4 protein-coding genes and 4 tRNA genes are annotated in these 4821 nt (G+C 45.5%); 7 read left to right on the plus strand and 1 reads right to left on the minus strand.

Going from position 1 to position 4821, the window contains the following annotated elements; all coding sequences use genetic code 11:
- The first annotated feature begins 627 nt into the window (after positions 1-627).
- Together murB and birA are read left to right on the plus strand one after the other, a co-directional pair.
- Complete coding sequence (gene murB / locus JK154_RS17370) at positions 628-1656, plus strand: UDP-N-acetylmuramate dehydrogenase (protein WP_211993984.1); 1029 nt, start codon at positions 628-630, stop codon at positions 1654-1656.
- A complete protein-coding gene (birA, locus tag JK154_RS17375) occupies positions 1653-2615 on the plus strand; it encodes a bifunctional biotin--[acetyl-CoA-carboxylase] ligase/biotin operon repressor BirA (RefSeq protein ID WP_211993986.1) in 963 nt (320 codons plus the stop codon). Before murB ends, birA begins: the two co-directional genes overlap by 4 nt.
- A 22-nt stretch (positions 2616-2637) precedes the next feature.
- On the opposite strand, the gene coaA is transcribed toward birA, so the two are convergent.
- Positions 2638-3597: a type I pantothenate kinase gene (coaA, locus tag JK154_RS17380; RefSeq protein WP_211993988.1), complete on the minus strand. Its 960-nt coding sequence runs from the start codon at positions 3595-3597 to the stop codon at positions 2638-2640.
- Between the two features lie 541 nt (positions 3598-4138).
- Here coaA and JK154_RS17385 point away from each other — a divergent pair.
- From JK154_RS17385 to JK154_RS17405, 5 genes are all read left to right on the plus strand, one after another.
- Positions 4139-4214: transfer RNA gene (locus tag JK154_RS17385), tRNA-Thr, on the plus strand.
- Between the two features lie 20 nt (positions 4215-4234).
- Positions 4235-4319: transfer RNA gene (locus JK154_RS17390), tRNA-Tyr, on the plus strand.
- Between the two features lie 118 nt (positions 4320-4437).
- Positions 4438-4512 (plus strand) — tRNA-Gly (locus JK154_RS17395).
- 5 nt (positions 4513-4517) lie between these two features.
- Positions 4518-4593: transfer RNA gene (locus JK154_RS17400), tRNA-Thr, on the plus strand.
- 112 nt (positions 4594-4705) lie between these two features.
- A partial coding sequence (locus tag JK154_RS17405) for a GTP-binding protein (protein ID WP_249215989.1) occupies positions 4706-4821 on the plus strand: 116 nt, incomplete at its 3' end.

A 4821-nucleotide genomic window follows, 5' to 3' on the forward strand; every position in this document is an offset into this window, starting at 1 on the left:
GGCCTCTGAGAACGTTTATCAGGGGTTTGATATTGCAGGAACAAGGCGGCAGGGGAGGTTATGAAGGAGCATGCGTCCAGTATGTGACTGACTGACCGGGCGCAGCCAGCGCGGTATCAGGTTAAAAGCCGGAGGAGGGGCGGCTGTAGCGGGGTGGTCCCACCGCCCCATGCCGAACCCGGCAGTGAAATGCCGTAGCGCCGGTGGTCGTGTGGGATCTCCCCATGCGAGAACAGGGAACTGCCAGGCATCAAATTAAGCAAAAACCCCAGTCTGACGGCCGGGGTTTTTGCGTTTATGGCGAAAAGAACGCCGCAGGACTCTGTTCCTGGGCAGCCTGGCATCAGCCAAGCAGGAACCCTGGTCAAAAGAGCAGGTTTTTTTGCATTCTGAATACTGAAAAAATGCTCATCATCCGCGATGGTTCCTGGTGATAAGGCGACTTCTCGTGATGTCAGAGAGGTCCTGATACTGAGCAGCCAAGAATGCCAGCCAGAATCGACTTCTCTGCATAAAGAAACCGCATCCTATAATCTGAATATCAACAGAGTATCAGTGAAAAAGAGAAAGGCCATAAGCGATGGATCAGGTAAACTAATCTCGTCTATTTTGTGGAACAGAACTACGATGAACACCTCTCTGAAGTCTTTTAATACCTTTGGTATTCAGGCTAATGCCAAACGTATTACTGTTGTGGAATCTGTTAATGAATTGGCAGGAGCCTGGGCTGATGCCATCAGTAATAAACAGCCTGCCATGATATTAGGAGAGGGTAGCAATGTACTCTTCCTGAGTGATTTTGACGGTACAGTGATCGTGAACCGAATCAAAGGAATAGAGGTTACAGAACAGGATGATGCCTGGCTACTGCATATTGGTGCTGGCGAAAACTGGCATCAATTAGTAGAAAAAACACTCCAGCGGGGCATTCCTGGCCTTGAGAATTTGGCCTTAATCCCCGGTTGTGCCGGTTCTGCACCTATTCAAAATATAGGTGCTTATGGCGTCGAAATTAAGCAAGTTTGTCAGTATGTTGACTGCATTGACCTGAACAGTGGGCAAGCTTTGCGTCTTGACTCTGAGCAATGCCAGTTTGGCTACCGTGAAAGTATATTTAAACGAGCTGATTATAAGCACTATGCGATTGTCGCAGTGGGACTCCGTCTGACTAAAGCATGGCAACCTGTTCTTACTTATGGATCCCTTACTCAATTGGATCCGAAGACGGTTTCCGCCCAGAAAATATTTGATTGCGTGTGTGAAATGCGAAGATCGAAGTTACCTGACCCTAAAGTGAATGGAAATGCAGGCAGCTTCTTCAAAAATCCAGTCATCGCTACCGAACAAGCGCAGGCTTTATTTGCCCACTATTCCAATGTCCCGCATTATTTACAGCCAGATGGGCAGGTTAAGCTTGCCGCCGGCTGGCTTATCGATCAATGCCAATTAAAAGGCTATCGGATGGGTGGGGCTGCGGTACATCGGCAACAGGCCTTAGTGATTATTAACGAAGACAATGCCAGTAGTGAGGACATTGTGGCACTTGCTCATTACATTCGTCAGCAAGTTGGAAATAAGTTTAATGTCTGGCTGGAGCCCGAGGTTCGTTTTATCGGTACAAACCAGGAAGTGAATGCACTGGAGGCTATTGCATGAAAGATAATACTGTCCCACTAACACTCATTGGTATTCTGTCTGATGGTGAATTTCACTCAGGGGAACAACTAGGTGAACAATTGGGTATGAGTCGGGCTGCGATTAATAAGCATATTCAAACCCTGCGTGATTGGGGGATTGACGTGTTTACTGTCCCAGGCAAAGGATACAGCTTACCAGAACCCATACAGCTGCTTGACGAAGCTTTTATTCTTTCACAAATTAGCGAAGGTACCGTTAATGTCCTGCCAGTGATCGATTCCACTAATCAGTACTTACTTGAACGGCTTGATACGCTTCAATCAGGTGATGCTTGCATCGCTGAGTATCAGCAGGCTGGACGTGGAAGACGTGGTCGGCAGTGGTTTTCTCCCTTTGGCACTAACCTCTATCTTTCGATGTACTGGCGTCTTGAACAAGGTCCTGCCGCAGCGATCGGTTTGAGTCTGGTGATTGGGATTGTTATTGCTGAGGTTCTGCAGCAGTTAGGAGCCAGGGATGTTAGAGTCAAATGGCCGAACGATCTTTACCTTAATGATCGAAAACTTGCAGGTATCTTGGTCGAACTGACAGGTAAAACAGGGGATGCTGCACAAATAGTCATGGGGGCGGGGATTAATCTGGCAATGAAAAGTGTGGCTTCAGATATCGTGAACCAGGGCTGGATAAACCTGCAGCAAATCGGTCTCGATATTGATAGAAACCAACTGTCTATTTCATTAATTAAAGAACTGCGTCTGGCTTTAATGCACTTTGAGAAAGAAGGGTTAACGCCTTTTCTTCCGCGCTGGAAACAGTTGGATAATTATATCGATCGACCGGTAAAACTTATTATTGGCGAGCGAGAAGTCTATGGTATTGCCCGCGGCATTAATGAACAAGGTGGTTTATTACTGGAACAGGATGGGGTAACAAAAGCCTGGGTCGGCGGGGAAATTTCTCTGCGAGGGGTCAATTAAGGGGATATTATCCCCTTAAGATTTATTTACGCAGTTTAACATTGGCAATCGCATGATTTTCGACTTTAGTCATAATCAGACTTGCACGATCCCGAGTTGGTAATATATTTTGCTTTAAATTCAGTAGATTGATTTCGTTCCACAGTTTCCTGGCAACATCAATGGCTTCATCTTCAGAAAGCTTTGCGTAATTATGGAAATAGGAGTCAGGGTCAGTAAATGCACTTTCACGGAATTTTAAAAAGCGATTAATATACCAACGCTGTAATAGTTCCTCGGGGGCATCAACATAAATAGAAAAGTCTACAAAGTCTGAAACAAACACATGATGTGGGTCATGGGGATAATCCATCCCACTTTGCAGAACATTTAACCCTTCGAGAATTAAAATATCAGGTTGTGTTACCGTTTTATCCCCATCGGGTATGACGTCATAAAAAAGATGTGAATACACTGGGGCGGTGACGTCAGGCACACCTGATTTAATATCTGATACAAATTGTACCAAACGATGCATATCATAGGATTGTGGAAATCCTTTCTTCTTCATCAGATTGCGTTCTTTCAGCACGGCATTGGGATGAAGAAAACCATCAGTAGTGATCAACTCTACTCGACGATGCTCAGGCCAGCGGCTTAATAACGCCTGTAACACTCTTGCCGTCGTACTTTTGCCGACAGCGACGCTTCCCGCAATGCTAATGATATACGGAATACGCTGGCCACTGGTGCCTAAGAACTGCTCCAGGACGGCTTGCTGGCGAAGGTTAGAACTTATATAGAAGTTCAGTAATCGCGATAAAGGGAGATAGATCTCAGCCACCTCTTCTAAAGAGAGGTCTTCGTTGATCCCTTTTAAACGCGCAATTTCAGCTTCTGTCAGCGTCATCGGAACAGAATCACGCAGTGCAGCCCACTGCTTGCGATCAAAATGCAAATAAGGAGTCATTGCCAATATTTGTTCTCTGTTGCTCATAAGCATGCTTTCTGTCGTTCAAAACAATATTTACGTCTTGTATTTAGCCAGAGACATCTTCCTGAATGGGAGAAGGCTAAAGCAGCACGACGCATTCAATGTTTCATAATGGGCAGGAGGGTAACACCGGAAGTGAAAAAATAAGAAGAAAAAACAGTGTTAATGATGCAATACAATGGATTCGTCACGTTGTTAAACCCCGACAACGATAATGCCAGTGCTCTTTAATGGGCTGAATTTGGCTCTTTTTAAGACGTTGCGGGTACACACAGCAGAAAAAATAAAATTTTTTAGTCTATAAAAAGTCATCTGCAGGGCACGATAGCTTGTTTTTTATACGCCGGAATGACTTTCCTCACCGATAAAAATGATGGCAGGAAATCTAAAAACGAAAAAATCGAATTCCTGTTGCACGAAATTCATACTCAATTGGTGAATTAATCAGCATAATCACATCAATTAGAATAAAATGTAAGCGGTAGTGCATTTTATGCAATTTTTTTGTTGCAAGACGGCTCAGGTCTCCCTAAAATGCGCCCTACTTGATGCCGGCTTAGCTCAGTAGGTAGAGCAACTGACTTGTAATCAGTAGGTCACCAGTTCGATTCCGGTAGCCGGCACCATCAAGTACTTTAATACCCCAGGTGGGGTTCCCGAGCGGCCAAAGGGAGCAGACTGTAAATCTGCCGTCATCGACTTCGAAGGTTCGAATCCTTCCCCCACCACCATATACGGCGACGTAATTCGTAGCCAGAGTTGAAAAGCCACAAACTAATCGACTCGAATGATAAGAGGCCTTCTCTTATCGTAATGCAGAAAGACATCCAGGTAGCCGAGTTCCAGGATGCGGGCATCGTATAATGGCTATTACCTCAGCCTTCCAAGCTGATGATGTGGGTTCGATTCCCACTGCCCGCTCCAGATGTGCTGATATAGCTCAGTTGGTAGAGCGCACCCTTGGTAAGGGTGAGGTCGGCAGTTCGAATCTGCCTATCAGCACCACTTCCTTTTCTCATCCCTGATTCTCTTCTGTTAATTCAATTCAGCAATTCAGGCATATGCCTGGTTGATGTGGTGATATCACCGATTTAACCGTGTCTTAGAGGGACAATCGATGTCTAAAGAAAAGTTTGAACGTACAAAACCGCACGTTAACGTCGGTACTATCGGCCACGTTGACCATGGTAAAACAACCCTGACTGCTGCCATCACCTCCGTACTGGCTAAAAC

It is taken from the genome of Citrobacter sp. JGM124 (assembly GCF_018257795.1).
GTDB lineage: Bacteria > Pseudomonadota > Gammaproteobacteria > Enterobacterales > Enterobacteriaceae > JGM124.

Excerpts from the sequence above, each read along its gene's own strand:
- murB (WP_211993984.1), top strand. The coding sequence starts at position 628 with ATGAACACCTCTCTGAAGTCTTTTAATACCTTTGGTATTCAGGCTAAT.
- birA (WP_211993986.1), top strand. The coding sequence starts at position 1,653 with ATGAAAGATAATACTGTCCCACTAACACTCATTGGTATTCTGTCTGAT.
- coaA (WP_211993988.1), bottom strand. The coding sequence starts at position 3,597 with ATGCTTATGAGCAACAGAGAACAAATATTGGCAATGACTCCTTATTTG.